Annotated in this window: 12 protein-coding genes; 2 read left to right on the top strand and 10 right to left on the bottom strand. The window is 72.0% G+C overall.

The features are described from left to right. Positions 1-20: 20 nt before the first annotated feature. Entirely contained in the window at positions 21-2,732 is a 2,712-nt protein-coding gene (locus F4560_RS08705) for an nSTAND1 domain-containing NTPase (protein ID WP_184918444.1), read from the bottom strand. 116 nt (positions 2,733-2,848) lie between these two features. On the opposite strand from F4560_RS08705, the gene F4560_RS08700 reads away from it, so the two are divergent. Beyond that, on the top strand, positions 2,849-3,163 hold the full coding sequence (locus tag F4560_RS08700) for a hypothetical protein (protein ID WP_184918442.1): 315 nt from the start codon (positions 2,849-2,851) through the stop codon (positions 3,161-3,163). Here F4560_RS08700 and F4560_RS08695 read toward each other — a convergent pair. The 7 genes from F4560_RS08695 to F4560_RS08665 form a co-directional block, all read right to left on the bottom strand. Beyond that, complete coding sequence (locus F4560_RS08695; protein ID WP_184918440.1) at positions 3,145-4,260, bottom strand: lanthionine synthetase LanC family protein; 1,116 nt, start codon at positions 4,258-4,260, stop codon at positions 3,145-3,147. The two genes, F4560_RS08700 and F4560_RS08695, sit on opposite strands and share 19 nt — an antisense overlap. Beyond that, the gene (locus tag F4560_RS08690; RefSeq protein ID WP_184918438.1) at positions 4,257-5,204 is read right to left on the bottom strand and encodes a T3SS effector HopA1 family protein; all 948 of its coding nucleotides are present in this window, start codon (positions 5,202-5,204) and stop codon (positions 4,257-4,259) included. Before F4560_RS08690 ends, F4560_RS08695 begins: the two co-directional genes overlap by 4 nt. Beyond that, a complete protein-coding gene (locus F4560_RS08685; protein ID WP_184918436.1) occupies positions 5,201-6,202 on the bottom strand; it encodes a phosphotransferase in 1,002 nt (333 codons plus the stop codon). Before F4560_RS08685 ends, F4560_RS08690 begins: the two co-directional genes overlap by 4 nt. A 22-nt stretch (positions 6,203-6,224) precedes the next feature. Next, the gene (locus F4560_RS08680) at positions 6,225-8,630 is read right to left on the bottom strand and encodes a S8 family serine peptidase (RefSeq protein ID WP_184918434.1); all 2,406 of its coding nucleotides are present in this window, start codon (positions 8,628-8,630) and stop codon (positions 6,225-6,227) included. 123 nt (positions 8,631-8,753) lie between these two features. After that, positions 8,754-9,902 carry an FAD-dependent oxidoreductase gene (locus F4560_RS08675; protein ID WP_184918432.1) on the bottom strand — a complete coding sequence of 383 codons (1,149 nt, stop codon included), beginning with the start codon at positions 9,900-9,902 and terminating at the stop codon, positions 8,754-8,756. 28 nt (positions 9,903-9,930) lie between these two features. After that, the gene (locus tag F4560_RS08670; RefSeq protein WP_184918431.1) at positions 9,931-10,482 is read right to left on the bottom strand and encodes an ester cyclase; all 552 of its coding nucleotides are present in this window, start codon (positions 10,480-10,482) and stop codon (positions 9,931-9,933) included. After that, positions 10,479-11,183: an ester cyclase gene (locus F4560_RS08665; RefSeq protein WP_184918429.1), complete on the bottom strand. Its 705-nt coding sequence runs from the start codon at positions 11,181-11,183 to the stop codon at positions 10,479-10,481. Before F4560_RS08665 ends, F4560_RS08670 begins: the two co-directional genes overlap by 4 nt. A 207-nt stretch (positions 11,184-11,390) precedes the next feature. Here F4560_RS08665 and F4560_RS08660 point away from each other — a divergent pair, with 207 nt between their 5' ends. Then, on the top strand, positions 11,391-12,344 hold the full coding sequence (locus F4560_RS08660) for an alpha/beta fold hydrolase (protein ID WP_184918427.1): 954 nt from the start codon (positions 11,391-11,393) through the stop codon (positions 12,342-12,344). Positions 12,345-12,348: 4 nt separating this feature from the next. Here the strand turns inward: F4560_RS08660 and F4560_RS08655 are convergent, their stop codons facing one another. Both F4560_RS08655 and F4560_RS08650 read right to left on the bottom strand, forming a co-directional pair. Continuing rightward, a complete protein-coding gene (locus tag F4560_RS08655) occupies positions 12,349-13,572 on the bottom strand; it encodes a vWA domain-containing protein (protein WP_184918425.1) in 1,224 nt (407 codons plus the stop codon). Continuing rightward, positions 13,569-14,801, bottom strand: a complete 1,233-nt coding sequence (locus F4560_RS08650; RefSeq protein ID WP_221483410.1) for an AAA family ATPase — start codon at positions 14,799-14,801, stop codon at positions 13,569-13,571. The genes F4560_RS08655 and F4560_RS08650 overlap by 4 nt, the downstream gene beginning before the upstream one ends. Between the last annotated feature and the right edge of the window lie 7 nt (positions 14,802-14,808).

Below are 14,808 nucleotides of genomic sequence, written 5' to 3'. Positions count from 1 at the left end.
CGAACACCCGTCCGACGCCATCACGGGCACAGCGGTTGTTCGGGCACGTCGGGGAAATGGGCCGGCCAGTCGAAACCGACCGGATCGGCGCACACGTCGTGGAGCACGCGGTCGATGTCCGGCGCGAGCCGCCACAGCGCGCCGAGCGTGGTCAGCAACAGGAGTTCGCCGGTGGCGGGGTCGTAGCGCGCCGCGCCGAACTCGACTCCCGGCACGCGCAGGGACAGCGGCTCCCGCTCGCCGGTCAAGTCCCACAGCCACACCGAGTCGTGGCGCAGCGCCGTGACGGCCCGGCCGTCGGAGGAGAACTCGACCACGGTGTCCCCCGGGATCGCGACCGCCTCGAGGAGCGTCTTGTGCCCGTCCGCGCCGTCGAGCACGGTGAGGTGCGCGCTGTCGACGTCGGAAACGGCGAGCCTGCCTCCCGGACCGGCCACCAGCTCCAGCTCGGAGGAGCGGCTGAGCACCGTCGTGGACCGGCCGTCCAGCGACAACACCTCCACGTCGCGGCGGTCGCCGCTGCGTCGCGACACGACCACGCCGGTGCCGTCGTCCAACGGCATGGCGTTCTCGACGCCGTCGCCGGGCAGGCGGGTGCGGGTGGTGTCGCCGGGCCGCCAGTGCACCGCGGCGCCGTCCTCGACAGCGGTCAAGAGGGTGCCCGCCGCGTCGATGCCCAGGGGGAACGGCCAGTCCGTCCGGGTCGCGGTCCGGCGGGGAGCGTCCAGGTCGCCCAGGTCCCAGAGTTGGAACTCGCCGGGCTGGACCACCACCGCGGTGCGTCCGTCCGCGCTGAGCAGGTTCAGGAAACCGTCCACCGGCGCGGCGATCCCGCCGGCCCGCCGCTCGCCGTCCCAGAGGCGGTAGGTGATGCCCGAGATCCGGGCGTCGGGGCTGTACTCCCTGGTCATGGTGACGCTGCCGGGCACACGCGCGTAGCCGTCGCCCAGGACCGTGTCGGTGCCCGCCGCACGGGCGAGCAGCAGGGCGTCGCGGGCCTGGGTGGTGGGAGCGAGGCGGTAGGCGGCCAGGGCCAGCATCGCCGCGTCGCCGGGGCGTGCCAGCAGGTCCAGGGCTTTGTCGGCGGCGCGCAGCGACAGCGCCTGGTTGCGTTCGCGGGTGACCGCACGCTGGGCGGTGACCGCGTAGACGGCGGTGCTCGCGAGCAGCAGCGCGAGAGCGGCGAGGCAGGCGACGAGCCGCCGCAACCTGTGCACGCCCCGCTTCCGCAGCGCCTCCCGGCCGCGTTCGGCGGCCAGGCCCGCGTCGACGAAGTCGCGTTCGACGCTGTTGAGGCGGGACCCCAGGCGTCGCGCCTGATCGAGGTGGGCGCCGCGGTACAGGACGTCGGGGTCGCGGTCGTGGGCACGCCAGGCTTCGGCGGCGCCGGTGAGCCTGCGGTGGGCGCGCAGTGAGTCGCGGTCCTCGGCGAGCCAGTCCACGAGCCTCGGCCACGCGTGCAGCAGCGCCTCGTGGGTCAGCTCGACGGTGTCGCGGTCGAGGGTGTCGCGGTCGAGGGTGACCAGCCTGGCCGCCGCGAGCCGGTCGACCAGCGCGTCGCCCGCGTCGAGTTCGGCCCGCGCGACGCGGCGGCGGGTGTCCTCGATGCCGTCGCCGAGGGCGACCAAGCGCTGGAACACCTGCCTCGCCGCCTGCTTCTCACCCTCGGGGAGCGCGTCGTAGACCTCTTCGGCGGTGCGGGCCAGCGCGTGTTCGACGCCGCCCGCGTCCTCGTAGGCCGCGAGCGTGAGCACCGTGCCACGGCGCCGCCGCCACGTCTCCACCAGCACGTGCGAGGCCAGCGGCAACGCGCCCTGCTGCCCGGCGACGTCGGCGATCAGCCTCGCCACCAACGCGTTCTCCAGCGAGACTCCCCTGCGTGCGGCGGGTTCGATGACCGCGCGGCGAAGCTGCTCGGCGTTCATCGGCCCGACGAGCGACTGCGAGCGGTGCAGCGCGTCGAGCAGCTCGCGGTGGCGGGCGCAGTGGCCGTAGAAGTCGGCGCGCACCCCGATGACGACGCGGGCGGCGCCGGCGGCGTGGGTGAGCGCCCGCACGAGCCACCGGCGGTCGGCCTCCGCGCAGAGCGTGAAGACCTCCTCGAACTGGTCGACCACGAGCAGCAGGTCGTCGGCGGTCTGGCGCAGCAGCACGCGCAGGTGCTCCGGATCGGCGGCGAGTTCGGCGCGGACGTCGACCGCGGACCGCTGGTCGGCGAGTGCCGCCGCCAGCTCGGTGATCGGGTCCGGGCCGGGCGTGATGACGAGGTGCTTGCCCCACTGGGCGGCCAGGCCCGCGCGCAACAGGGAGGACTTGCCCGCACCGGACGCCCCGAACACGCCGACGAACGGCCGTTCCCGCACCAGCGCGAGCAGTCTGCCCACCTCCCCCTCACGGCCGAAGAACCTGTCGGCGTCGATGACCTGGTACGCGGCCAGCCCCACGTACGGGGCGTCGCCGTGGTCCACGGTCTCGGTCGCCAACTCCCTCCAGCGGGCGGTCCACTCCTCGACGTCTCCCCCGCAAGCGCGGACGAACGCCTTGGTGACCGCCAGGCTGGGCAGCCTGCGCCCGGCCGCCGCCTCGGACAGCGCGGCGGGCGAGTAGTTCGCCTGGCGACCGAGTTCGCGGTAGGACGGCAACCCGGCGACGCGCCGCAGCCGCCGCAGGTCACCGGCGAACTTCGCCACCGGCGTGTCGTCCTCGACCAGCGGCCGTTCCAAACGCGGCACCCTTGTCCCCTTTCGACACTTCGATTCTCCCGGTGGAGATCACCGGATCACCGCCGCCATCCGGACCAGGCATGTGGGGGTTAGGCTGGACCAGGGGGTTTGGAGGCCGGACCAGGATGGCTAAGACCGAGAAGCTGGACGCCCCCGGCAGGCACCTGTTGTCCAGGTTGGCCGAGGGCGACGCGGACGTCGAGACCGAGGTGGCGATCTTCGTCCGGGGCCGGAGCGCGTTCAGCGGCACGCAGCTCGCCGCACTGCGCGACGAGGGAGCCGACGTCCGCACGGTAGCCGGGGACGTGCTGACCGCGACGGTCAAGCTGGCCTCGCTCCCCACCCTGGTCGAGCACGACTTCGTGACCCAGGTCCAGGTGTCCCAAGCCCTGGAGTACGACGCGGACCGGCAGTCGGGTCCTTACTCGGACATCGAGTAGGCGCGCACGGGCAGGCCGACCGGCGGCACTCGTCCCGGGTGCGCGACCCGCAGGCACACCGCGCCGATCCCGGCGAGCCCGAGGAACAAGCCGACCGTCTCGGCTCCGGTCGTGGTGCCGCACGCCCACCGGCCATGGGCGTTCGCCGTGGCCACGCCGTGGTCGACTACGCGCTCGGCCGCCCGGAGGTGCTCCGGGACTCCCAGCACAACGGCGGCTTGGACCAGGAGGTCCGCCGCGCCCATCAGGCCGTGGCACACCGAGAAGTTCGCCTGCTCCCAGGTGGTCGTGCGCCGGCCGGACAGGCTCGCGGCGACCGAGGCGTGGACGGAGGCCAGCGCCGCCCCGGCTTCGGCCCGGAGGTGCGGTTCGGGAGCCAGCTCGACCGCTCGCAGCCGAGCCAGTCCGATACCCGCGCTGCCGTTGCACCACGACGTCGACGCAGTCCTCCCCCACGCGCACGCCTCAGGGTCGAACCACGCACGTTCGGCGGAGAAGGCCTCCATCGCCCGACTGCGGTACGCGGGTGTGCCGGTCACGCTGTGCACCTCCAGCAGCGCACACGCCAACCCTGAGAGCCCGTGAGCCATGCCGACGTGGTGCACGGCCGTCTCCGCGTTGATCAGATCCGCCTCCGCGACAGCCGATCCGGTCAGTCCGATCATCGCCAGGACATCCCCCGCGCCGCCGCCGACCAGGTCGATGCCCGGGTCGGCACGGTCCAGCCGGCGCCGCACGTCGGGTATGAGCGCACGTGCCCGATCCACGAGTTCGGCGTCGCCGATGAGCGTGCCGACCTCGCCGACCGCCCACAGGGCTCCGAGATCACCTTCGAACAGGCCGCGGCGCGGGGTGGGTCGTGCGGCGACTTTGCCGGGCACGGACCTGGCGGCTGCGGCGGCGGTCTGCGCCGATCGCTCGGAACCGGTCAACGCGGCGTGCTGGGCGAGGAACCACGCTATACCCGCGCTGCCTTCGTAGAGGTCGACGTCGAGCGCTCGGCCGGTCGCGTCGAGCCAGTCACAGGACTCACCGTGCCAACGCGCCTCGTCGCAGATGCGCTCGGCGAGCCGCGTCGCCGTCTCCATCGCGGTCATCGGCCGTCCCGTGCCGGCCAGGGGTAGGTCGCGGTGGAGCCGGGGTTCAGCCAGGGCGCCTCCGCGTCGACGCCGTGCTCCGCCAGTCCGGACACGGCGACCGAGCACAGCCGGTCGGGGTCGCACACACCCTGCTGGTGCGCCCGCCACATCGACTCCGCGAGCATTCGGCACCGACTCGACCCGAAGCTGTCCCCGGCCGGGTCCTCCGCCAGCCCCAACCCGCGGGCCAGTTCGAGGGTGAGCGCCGGCACGCTGCCGCGCAGCCAGGCCCGTGACCGCTGGTGCGCGCCCGCGACGCGTGCGCAGGCGTTCTCCCAGTCAGCCGCCTGGGCGAACAGCACGACCGAGTCCGGACGACGGCAGCGGTCGACGTCGAGCGGGCACTTCAGCGCCCACGGCCGCCCGGCGTCCAACGCGACGGTGACCGCCCGGACCACCCGGTAGACGTGCTTCGGCTCGACCGACCAGTACAGGCGGACGAGCGGAGGGCGGGCGAGCGGCCAGGCCGGGCTCGTGGTCGTCCACCACCCGGGCAGGACAGCGGTCGAGTCACGCCGGGCAGTCACCGACACCGCGGCCCCGGGTTGAGGGCGCAGGCCGATCCCGTCCGCGTAGAGCACGTCGATCGGGTCGGTCCACCGGATCTCACCGCCGTTCGAGACCGCGATCTGCCACGCCGAGGCCGGCGGGCCGATCCGGGACGTCGCCCGCGTCGGCGACAACACCGTCCAGCCGGGCTCGAACCGACCGGTGGCGGCGTCGGCGGCCCGGTAGTGGGCGCTGACCTCCTTCGGCCCCGATGACGGCTCGGGCGGTCCCTCGGCGGGGGCGTACCAGCGGGTGTAGAGCAAGGCGGCCAGCTCGGACGCGGTGCCGTGCCGGTCGAGCGCCGGTCGTGCGGCGGCGTGCAACCCGGCCCGCCAGTCCGACCAGTCCGTCACCGGACGCTCCACGCGGCGAGCAGCGTTCGGGGCTCACGGAGTATCCGCAGGGCGTCACCGACGAGGTCCACTCCGGTGGCCGCGTACTCCAGCGCGGTCTGGATCAGGCGCGCACCCGCCAGCCGGGCGGCACGTTCGGCGAACCGCTGCCGCTCGGTCGGCTCCACGAAGTCCAGGTATGCGGTGATGAACGCGGAGATCGACTCGTCACGGTCGGGCGGTGACAACCCCAGTGCACGCGGCACGGCGACGTAGTCCTGGAGGATGCCGGCGACGTCCCAGGCGGGGTCGCCGTGGGCCGCGCGCTCCCAGTCGACCACCCGGATGCCGGACTTCGCGTCGATCAGGCAGTTGTCCCACTTGAGGTCGCCGTGCACCAGGCAGGACGGCGCCAGGCCCGCGGTGAGTTCGGCGAACGCCGTCCGCAGCTCTCGGCGCACCTGGCCGTGCACGAGCACGCGGTCCGTTTCCGGTGGCCGCCAACTCCCGACGGAGAGGATGCCGAGCACCCAGGGGATCTCGGTGGGAAGTCCGCCCCGGGGCGACTTCGTGGCACGGTGCCAAGCACCCACCACCGCGCCCAGGTCGCGTGCGTGGCCCACCGAGAGCGATCCGCGCCCGACCGCGTCGGCGTGCAACGTGGTCCCGGGATCGGCCGCTTCGGCGACCAGCACCCGACCGGCCGGGTCGAGCCACAGCGGTGCGGGCATCGCGTCCGACAACGCTCGGTTTCCGCCGGCGAGCCGGTACACGAGCACTTCCCGCCCCAGGCTCCCTTCCACCTCACCGGGCCGGGCCCTGGCCCGCTTCACCACCAGGCGCCGGCCGTCGGCGAGCCGGACGGACAGGACCAGGTGCGAGCGGGACAGGTCGGTGACGCGGACGCCGGGAGCCGCCGCGGCGTCCGCGTCGATCACGCCGAGGCGCGTGAGGTACCCGAGCAGCGCCCTCACGTCGACCCTCGGCCGGGCGCCGACCTGGATGCCGTGCTCCGTCAAGGACTTCCTCCTCACCCGGACCTCAGTAACCCGGATTGCCGTACCAGTCCTTGGTCAGGTCCTCGTCTTGTCCGGGCGACTGCTCCCCGGGCTGTCCCGACGCACCGGCATCCGGTCGCCCGCAGCACGAGCACACCGACTGGCCCTCGACCTGGCCGGACCAGTCCGCCTGATCCGCCCAGCCCTGCCCGTACGGATCCTGCGCGGGATAGCCGTACTGGGCCCAGTCCTGGTACCAGTCCTGCTCGGCCGGCGCCCAACCGCCCGACGCCTCCCCGCCGGGCATCTCGCCGCCCGGCATCTCGCCGCCGCCGTGTGACGGCGATTCGACCGTCCCAAAAGGACCCACTGGCGGGAACCCCACCCGCGGACACGGCGGACGGATCGTCGGTAGCGGGCATGGCGGGCGGATCGTGACCGGCGGGCACGGCGGCGCGAACGTCCGCAGTGAACACGGCGGCGCGATCGTCCGCAGCACGCACGGCGGGCGGATCGTGACCGGCGGGCACGGCGGCGCGATCGTCCGCAGCACGCACGGCGGGCGGATCGTGACCGGCGGGCACGGCGGCGCGAACGTCCGCAGCACGCACGGCGGGCGGATCGTCACCGGCGCACACGGCGGCGCGATGGTGCGTGGAGGTCCCGCGAGGCACCGGAAGGACGCCTGCACGTCGAGTTTACCCGCGCCCCAGGCGTTGTTCGGCGTCACGCCGGTGAACGCGTCCGACCGTGCGCCGGCCATCAGGCAGCGCCGGATGTCCGACTGCGTCAGGCTCGCGTTGCGCTGCAACATCAACGCGACCGCGCCCGCGACCATCGGCGCGGCCATCGACGTGCCCATGTTCCCGGCGTAGGCGTTCCCCGGCAGCGGCGCCCTCAGCGTCTGGCCGGGCGCGGCGACCGTCGGAGCCTGCCGTCCGTCCCGAGTCGGCCCGCGGCTGGAGAAGCTCGAAATCGAGCCGACGCCCGCGCCTTTGGTGACGTACGAGCCGGCGGTGATGATCTGACGGCTCGTGCCGGGCACCGAGATGGTCCGGGCGGCGTTCACCAGCGGCGGGAGGAACTGCGCGGAGGCGTTGCGCTGGATCCAGGCGTCCCACTGGCCGAGGGTGATCGTCGTGCCCAGGAGCGTGAACGACCACGATCCCGATTGGACGGTGGGCGCGGTGTTGCGGGAGATCACCACGAAGATCCGGTTGTCGCCGTTGCCCGGGTCGTTCAGGTCGGAGTCCACGAACACGCTGTTGCCGTTGGGCAGGTTCAGGGTGGTCGAGGCGCCGGGGTTGACGACGGTGCTCGCCGTGCCGCCGGGCGGGGTGATCGAGAAGCCGAGGCGGTCCGCGCCCCGGTACCAGAGGTCGATGGTGACCGACGAACCCTGGTCCGACGGCACCGCGAACCCGACGTTCTGGTTCGTGCCCGCGGTGACCGTTCCGCTGGCGTGGCGGTTGCGGGCGCCCTCGTTGCCCGCCGACTTGACCACCGCGCGGCCGGGGCCGCCGAGCAGGTTGTCGATGCCCCGTTCCAGCAGGCTGGTCCCGTCGTGCGGGCCGACGTTGTCGCCCTGGCTCTGGTTGATCACGACCGGGCGTCCGAGCGAGGCGGCGACGTCGAACATGTAGCGGACCGCGTCGAGCGTGTCGGCCGAGTCGCCCAGCCCCCGTTCACCGGACGCCCGCCCCCGGTTGTTGGCCACGACGACGATGTCGGCCTCGGGGGCCACGCCGATGAACGTGAACGCGGGCCGCGGCGGTGAGTTGTCGTTGCCGGGGTCCGGGGGCGACCCGTCGCCGGCGGCGATGCCCGCCACGTGCGTCCCGTGGAAACCCGCGTTCGCCGCGTCCTGGTGGCGGACGACGGCGAACGGGTTGGCGGACGCGATCGCGGCGTCGATCGCCGGCTGCCGGTACTCGACCCCGTAGGCGAAGGTTGCCGGGCTGGTCTCGGACCCCTGCGGCGCGAGGCCCTGGTCCCAGATCGCCAGGATGCGCGACCTGCCGTCGTCGCGGCGGAAGGCGCCGTGGGTGTAGTCGATGCCGGAGTCGATGAGCCCCACGATCACGCCCGCGCCGCGGTGGCCCGGCGGACCCGTGTGCACGAGGTCGGCGCGACTCTCCGGCAGCGCGGCGTCCAGCTCGGGCGACAGCACCCGCGACGCCTCCACCCGCCGGACCTCGTCCAGCTCGGCGAGGCGGTCGAGCTTGCCGATCTCGATCTCGCCGGTGGCCACGTCGCCCGCGACGCTCCGGGTCCGGAACCCCGCTTCCTCGATGGCCGCGAGGTCGCCGTCGAACTCGATGAGGACCGTCGCCAGGGGTTTCGCGCCGCTCTCCACCTCGACCGCGAACACCACCTCGTCGGCCAGTTTGCGAAGTGTGGTCGTGCGCTGCTCGGCCAAGAACTTCAGCCCGGAGTCGATCTTGCCCATGCGTCCTCCTTCGACTGGTAACCGTGTGTCGACCAGGCGGAGGGCTCGTTTCGACGCCCTGCCTGCAATCACCCGAACGGGTCACGATCTCAGCCGAATGAAGGAACGCATGGGGTCAGCCGGTCATGCCCGACCCCCGACGCGTCGACCCGGCAGGTGGGCATCGGCGAACTCGGGGATCGGCTTCGCCGAGCCGGTGAAGAAGAACGTGATCGCCTTGTCCGGCATGGTGGCCAGCATGCGGTTGCGCACCGCGTCGGGGATGGCGCGCTGGCGCACCTGCGTGATGGAGCGCTTGAACACCGTGGTCACCCGCTTGAACCGGTCGCTCTCGTACTGGCGGAGCGCGGCCACCGGATCGGTGGTGTCGCGCAGGCGGGCGGCGAGCACAGCGGCACTCTCGATCGCCATGCACGCGCCCTGCCCGACAGTGGGCAGCAACGGGTGCGCGGCGTCGCCGAGGAGCGTGATCCGCCCGGAACCCCAGTTGCGGACCGGCGGCCGGGTGTAGACGCGGTCCTTGGCCAGCTGCTCGGGCGGGGTCGCCGCGATCATCAGGTTCATGATCTCCGGCCAGCCCTGGGTCTCCGGCCGGGTCTCGATCGACCCGTCCACGAACCAGTAGGTGCGGCCCCCGTTGAGCGGCAGCAGGCCTGCCGCGCCGCCGTTGCCGAACATGAACTCCGGGCCGTCGCCGTCCCAGATGTCGGTCTGGTCGGCCACTCCCTGCCAGCCGGTGTGCGGTTCGCCCAGCCGGTCGACCGAACCCGGTGGCAGCAGCGCGCGGCGCACCGCCGAGCCGATCCCGTCCGCGCCGACCACGACGTCGGCACGCAGCGTTTCGCCACTGGACAGGGTGACCGTCCCGTCGGGCGTCGCGCCGACGACCTCGTGGCCGTAACGGATGTCCGCTCCGGACAGCTTCACGAGCGTCGACATCAGTTCGGTGCGCACCATGCCCAGGCCGGTGACCCCGTAGCGCTTGGACAGCGGCCGCAGGTCGACGCGTCCGTACCAGCGGCGTTCCAACGAGCCCATCAGCGCGTGGTACACCGGGCGGCCGAGCGCGAGGACCTCCTCGTACATCTCGGCGTCCCCGCTGGAGAGCAGGCCGAGCATGGCGTTGGGCCAGATCGCCAGCGCCGCGCCCTGGCCGAGTCTGGACGGCGTCTTCTCCAGCACCGTGACCTGCGCGCCTTGCCGGGTCAGCATGCCGGCAAGGGTGAGCCCGCCGACTCCCCCGCCGGCGATGATCACCGAGAGTCCCGTCACCGCGGCCTCCTTCCTCTCGTTCGCGTTGTCAGCTACTGGTGGCCCTGCGGTACTTGCGATCGAGCCGGTAAAGGCGGACCGCGTTGCGCAGCGCGTGCGTGATCTGGCCGACCGGGCCGGTGCCGAGCGGTGGCACGATCCCCATCTGGGTGAGCATGCCGAGGTAGTCGGCCTCCTGCCGGAACTCGACCACCCGTCCGGAGTCGTTGAACGTGACGGTGCCCAACTCGGTGATCGACACCTTCTTGCCGGTGGGCGGAATACCGAGCAGCGGGCCGGTCTGGTGGCCGGTGAACGTGGCGTAGACCGCGGCCGTGTTGCCGTCCACGAAGATGTCCTTCATGTCGACGACGACGTCCGGCTTGGCGTTCATCACCATGGTCACGGTGTCCAGGAACGTGTGCCGGTCCATCACCGGGCGGCCGGGGAGGTAGCACAGGCAGTCCGGGTCGAACCACTCCAGAGCCGGCGAGTTGTCCTGCATGAAGCTGACCTCGTTGAGCCGCAGCGCGTACTCGGGGGTCAGGGTGAACTTCTCCGCGGCGTCGTGCGGCTTCAGCGCGTCGAGGGTCGTGGTCATGAGGTCGCTGCCTTTCGCTGGTTCAACTGCGCGCGCACCGCGAGCCGGCCGAGTCGTCCCACCGTCTTGAACGTGTGGAGCACCGACCCGAGCGGCCCGACGCCATCCGGCGGGGTCAGCTTGAGCTGTCCCATCACGCCGAGGATGTCGGCCTGCTGAACCAGTTCGACGACCGATTCGCCCTCGAATCGCAGGTGGATCATCTGGGAGAGGACCAAGGTGGCGCCGGTCGCGGGGATGCCGACGAACGGACCTCGGTGCGTCCCGGTCAACTCCTCGCGCACCAGTGCCCGGTTCTCGTAGGCGAACACCCGGTGCGTGACCCGGCGCAGGTCCGGCATCGCGGTGAACATGTCCTCGGCGAAGGCCTTGAGTCCCCCCGGACCGGTGATCGCCGACTGGGCCGGCAGGGAGAGCCGTGACACGGCGTTCGGGCTGACATGCTGGTCGAGCACGTCGAAGCGACGCTCGTTCCACAGCGCGCCGAACATCTCCTCGGCGATCCGTCTGACGTCCGCGCACGTCGGATCCGCGGCGCGGGCATCATGGCTGTCCGCCATCTTTCTCCGTTCCTCGTACCTGCTGTTACCGGTCTCGTGCGCAGATCCCGCGACCATCCCGCGCGACGGTTCCGCAAATGCACGTCCGCACGGAAAACACTCGAGAAACAAATGCGACGCCGTCTCCGGCGCCGGAATCACGAAGCGACCGGCTCGGCCGACAACCCTCCCGGTCGGCCATAGTCGGCATCCTGCGCACGATCGGGATCGTGCCCTACGAACACCGCGATCAGGCACCACGACAGCCCAACTCGCCACAACTTGCCGAATCACATTTGAAGCCGGTTCACAATTGGCAGGAAGTTGTCAACGACAGGTGTATCCGCGCGCCCGTGCTACGTTTCGCCGATGACTATTTTCACCAATCGCGAAGTCGATGCCGGTGGCCTTCGCACGCACATCGCCGAGCAGGGTGACGGCGAACTGGTGCTACTGCTGCACGGCTTCCCGGAGACGTCCTACAGCTGGCGCCACCAGTTCGACGAGCTCGCCGCCGCCGGGTACCACGTGGTGGCGCCCGACCTGCGCGGCTTCGGCCGCACCGAGCGACCCGCCGACGTCGGCCGGTACACGATGCTCGACCTGGTCGGCGACGTGGTCGCGCTGATCGACGCGCTCGGTGAGCGGCAGGCAGTGGTCGTCGGTCACGACATGGGCTCGCTTCTCGCCTGGTACACGGCGATGCTGCGGCCGGACCGGGTTCGCGCGGTGGCCGGGATCGGTGTGCTGCCCTGGCCGCCGGCCGCCCCGTCGCCACTGGTCGTGGGCCGGCAGATGTTCGGCGACGGCTTCTACCACGTGTACTTCCAGGAGCCCGGCGTGGCCGATGCCGAGCTGGCACTCGACCCGACGCGGACGCTGCGGCAGATGCTGTACTCCGGGTCGGCGGACGGCCCGCGCGGACCGCTGGTCGTGCCGCCCGGTGGCGGGTTCCTCGACACCGGAACCGATCCCGAGGTGCTGCCGTCGTGGCTCACCGAGGACGACGTCGCCGCCTACGTCGCGGACTTCTCCGTCAGCGGGTTCACCGGCGGCCTCAACTGGTACCGCAACCTCGACCGCAACCAGGAACTGCTCAAGGCGTGGCGTGGAGCGGCGATCACCCAGCCGGCGCTGTACATCGCCGGCGACCTCGACCCGGTGGCCGACGTCACCAGGGCCGCCGGTATGCGCGATCAGCCGGGCGGGTTGCTGCCGAACCTGCGCTCGATCGTGGAGATCCCGAACTGCGGTCACTGGACCCAGCAGGAACGGCCGGCCGAGGTCAACGCCGCCCTGCTGGAGTTCCTGAAGTCCCTGTAGCCGATCAGCCGACGGTGACGACCTTCGCCCACTCAGGTGGCGTGTCCGGCACGTAGTCGGGATCACCCTCGCCCGATCGACGCGGTCGGGGAAACAGGCCCACCACCGTCCGGCAGGGCGGACGGGCATCGGGCCAGGGTGTCTGTCCGTCGGTCAGGGCGACGATGACGTCGGGGCGGGGGTTGCTCCGCAGGGCCTTGGCGAAGCCGGTGCGCAGATCCGTGCCGCCACCGCCGATCAACGGGATCCCCTCGGCGCGGCACAGCGGATGGGTGACGTGGGCGGCGGCATCGCACGACAGCATCGAGACAAGATCACGCCGGCCGCCCACGGCACGGACGATCGCGGCGATCTCGACGATCGCGGTCCCCAACTCGGCGTCGCTCACCGACCCGGAGGTGTCGACGATCACGCAGGCGCGAGGCGGTCGGCGCCGCAGGCTCGGCAGCACCACACCGGGCAGACCGGCCGACCTGCGCGACGGCCGGCCGTAGGTGTAATCCTCGCCCACACCGGGGCCGGACGCCGCCGAACGGACCGCCGCTCCCAGGAGTTCACGCCACGGCTGTGGCGGGTGGAACGCCTCCTCCGCCCACCGTTTCCAGCCCTGCGGGGCGTTTCCCGGGTGGGCGGTGAGGCCTTGCGCCACCCGGAACCGGACGGCGTCCCGTTCCTGAGCGCTGAGCCCATGCGCGCCGTCCGGCCCGAGGTCCCACTCGCGCTCCAGCCCGTCGGCGCCGCTGCCGCAGTCCAGCCAGGTGAACCCGTCGGTGTACGGCCCGAGCCGGAACTGGCGCAGGTAGTCCTCCATCAACTGCCCCTCGGGCAACCTGAGCAGTCCCGGTCGGACGGCGCCCGCGGGCTGGGCCAACCCATCGCCGTACACGTCGTCGTTGATCTCGCAGTCCGCCGCGATGTTCATCCGCAACCGCTCTCCCGGCCGCGTCAGCTCGTGCTTCGCCGCGAACCGGTCGCTGCGCCCGTGGTGGTCGCGCAACAGGTGGGAGACCTCGTGCACCCACACCCCGGCCAGCTCCTCCAACGGGGTGCGCTCCACGAACGCCGGCGAGACGTAGCAGCGCCAGTGCCGATCCACGGCCATCGTCGGCACTCGCCGCGATTCCACCGCGTGCAACGCGAACAACGCCGTCGCCAGGTATGGTCGGCTCCGCACCGCGAGCAACCGGGCGGCGAAGAGCTTCTCCTCGTCCAGGTTCCCCGCCGTCATCGGCAGACGCCCGCGCCGAGCGCCGCCAGGTTCGCTCGGTCCGCTCGCTGCGACAGCGACACCGCCCCGGCCAGTCGCTCGATCGCCGCCGGAACCTGCCAGTCGTCACGGCGCAGCGCGGCGAGCGTGGACGCCGGCACGACCACCAGATCCGGGGCGCCGGTCTCCAATGCCAGCACCAGCAGGGACCACGCCGCGTCCCAGCGGGATTGCTCCGGCCGCTTGCGCACCGCCTCCACCACGCCATCGAGCACCGTCTGACGCAGGTCGCCACGCTCGGGCAGCACGGCCGCCGCCGGATCCGCGAGCAGCACCTCGGGGTCCGGCAGATCCATCCGATCCAGGCTCGCCAGCAACTCCAGCCCTGGCCCGTCTCCCACCGTGCCCCGCACCAGCATCGACAGCACGTCCCGGGACGCGCCGGCCGCGGTGGCGAAAGCGATCAGCCGCAGCGACATGTCCCAACTTCGTGGTGAGGGCCACGCGCCACCGCGGCCCGCTTCGTTCTTCGGCAGTTGATGTACGAGTCTGGGACGGGCTGCCAAGAGTTCGCACACCGCACGACGGGCGAACGCCACGGCGTCGGGCAGCCGCGCCGAGTCCAGCCGCGGCAGCGTTGCCCTCGGCCACGTTCCGCCCAGCCCGCGCACCACGACCTCGTGGTCGTAGGTCCACTGTAGATGGACGAACCGGTTCGCCAACGGCGGGCTCAGCTCCCAGCCGTCGGCTGCGGAAGAGCGCGGATTGGCGGCGGCCACGATCCGGACACCTGGAGGGAGTCGCAGGGCGCCGATCCGGCGTTCGAGCACGACGCGAAGCAGCGCGGCCTGGACGGCGGGCGGCGCGGTGGACAGCTCGTCGAGGAACAAGAGCCCGTGGCCGGCACGGACCAGGCGCACGGCCCAGTCGGGCGGAGCCATCGGAACACCTTGCACCGCGGGGTCGTCACCGACCACCGGCAGACCGGAGAAGTCGGAGGGCTCGTGCACGCTGGCGATCACCGTGGTCAGCGGCAGTTCGAGCGCGTCGGCGAGCTGGTTCAGGGCCGCGGTCTTGCCGATCCCCGGCTCGCCCCACAGCAACACCGGCAAGTCGGCGGACACGGCCAGGGTCAAGGCTTCCAGCTGGGTGTCGGCACGCGGTTCGGTCCTCGTGTTTTGAAGCAGGGCAAGCAGATCTGCGGCGGCGTCCATCGGTCGGACGTGGGCCGTTTCGGAGCGAGTGTCCATGGCAGTA

It is taken from the genome of Saccharothrix ecbatanensis, from assembly GCF_014205015.1.
In the GTDB taxonomy this organism is placed as follows: Bacteria; Actinomycetota; Actinomycetes; order Mycobacteriales; family Pseudonocardiaceae; genus Actinosynnema; species Actinosynnema ecbatanense.
Note: the sequence above shows the minus strand (reverse complement) of the source record. Positions and strands in the feature narration are given on the sequence as shown.

Excerpts from the sequence above, each read along its gene's own strand:
- F4560_RS08650 (WP_221483410.1), bottom strand. The coding sequence starts at position 14,801 with ATGGACACTCGCTCCGAAACGGCCCACGTCCGACCGATGGACGCCGCC.
- F4560_RS08700 (WP_184918442.1), top strand. The coding sequence starts at position 2,849 with ATGGCTAAGACCGAGAAGCTGGACGCCCCCGGCAGGCACCTGTTGTCC.
- F4560_RS08655 (WP_184918425.1), bottom strand. The coding sequence starts at position 13,572 with ATGACGGCGGGGAACCTGGACGAGGAGAAGCTCTTCGCCGCCCGGTTG.
- F4560_RS08670 (WP_184918431.1), bottom strand. The coding sequence starts at position 10,482 with ATGACCACGACCCTCGACGCGCTGAAGCCGCACGACGCCGCGGAGAAG.
- F4560_RS08660 (WP_184918427.1), top strand. The coding sequence starts at position 11,391 with ATGACTATTTTCACCAATCGCGAAGTCGATGCCGGTGGCCTTCGCACG.
- F4560_RS08695 (WP_184918440.1), bottom strand. The coding sequence starts at position 4,260 with ATGACCGCGATGGAGACGGCGACGCGGCTCGCCGAGCGCATCTGCGAC.
- F4560_RS08680 (WP_184918434.1), bottom strand. The coding sequence starts at position 8,630 with ATGGGCAAGATCGACTCCGGGCTGAAGTTCTTGGCCGAGCAGCGCACG.